The 925-nt window shown below is 42.2% G+C and carries 3 protein-coding genes; all 3 read left to right on the top strand.

The annotated features are described in order from the left end of the window. The coding region (locus tag ACFFGT_RS00220) for an acyl carrier protein (RefSeq protein ID WP_377020472.1) at positions 1-174 on the top strand (174 nt) is incomplete at its 5' end. 2 nt (positions 175-176) lie between these two features. After that, positions 177-545 carry a TubC N-terminal docking domain-related protein gene (locus ACFFGT_RS32905; protein ID WP_446686295.1) on the top strand — a complete coding sequence of 123 codons (369 nt, stop codon included), beginning with the start codon at positions 177-179 and terminating at the stop codon, positions 543-545. Then, positions 439-925 (top strand): condensation domain-containing protein (locus tag ACFFGT_RS00210; RefSeq protein ID WP_446686294.1); only part of this gene is annotated, 487 nt, incomplete at its 3' end. The genes ACFFGT_RS32905 and ACFFGT_RS00210, both read left to right, overlap by 107 nt.

Genomic DNA, 925 nt, shown 5'->3' with positions numbered 1-925 from the left:
GGAGATTCGTTAAAGGCAATGGTTTTGATCAAGCGTTTAAAAAAAGAGTTTAATATCAACATCCCATTAAAAGACTTCTTTCAAAAACAAAATATCAAAGAGCTGGCTGAGTATATAGATAATATTAACGGCCTTTTTATAAAGAATCAAAGAGCTTCATCTATAGTAATTTAAGCATGGAAATTATTGAATTGATAAAAAAACTTAAGGCGAATAATATTGATCTTGCTCTTTCAGACAGTAATCTGGAAATAAACTATGATGGGGAGTTGTCTGAGATTTATTTAAAAGAAATAGTAGAGAATAAGGCTGAAATTATACGTTTTTTTAAAAGTACTGCAGCCGAAAGCTATTTTGATATACCCAACGTTGAAATTACGTCTGATTACGTATTATCGTCATCACAGCGGCGGTTATGGNTTCCGCGGGGAGTTGGATGTGGCGTTGCTGTCATCAGGCTTCAGCCGCCTGATCAGCCGCCACGAGGTCCTTCGGACGGTATTCAGAGAAAACGGATCAGGCGATGTACGCCAGTATATCCTTAGCCCGGAAGAGCTTGGGTTTCATATGAAGGAACATGACTTTAGAGGGGATGAGGATGCACAGGAGCAGGTGAAAGAAGAAGTAAGGGAATTTGTGAATGAAAGCTTTGATCTGGCTGAAGGGCCATTGCTGCGGGCGCTGTTATGCCGGTTATCAGAAGACCGTTGGGTTTTCGCGTATGTGATGCACCATATCATCAGCGACGGCTGGTCGATGGAGGTACTGATCGGGGAGGTATTGGAATATTATAATTCAGGGAAGGCAGGATCACCGGTACAGTTACAACCCTTAAGGATCCAGTATAAAGATTACGCTGCCTGGCAGCAATCGGTTTTATCAGCAGGGGCACAGGGTGCACATGCCGCATACTGGCAGGAAGTAT

The organism is Mucilaginibacter angelicae, assembly GCF_042434235.1.
GTDB lineage: Bacteria > Bacteroidota > Bacteroidia > Sphingobacteriales > Sphingobacteriaceae > Mucilaginibacter > Mucilaginibacter angelicae.
This window is presented reverse-complemented; position numbering and strand designations above follow the sequence as displayed.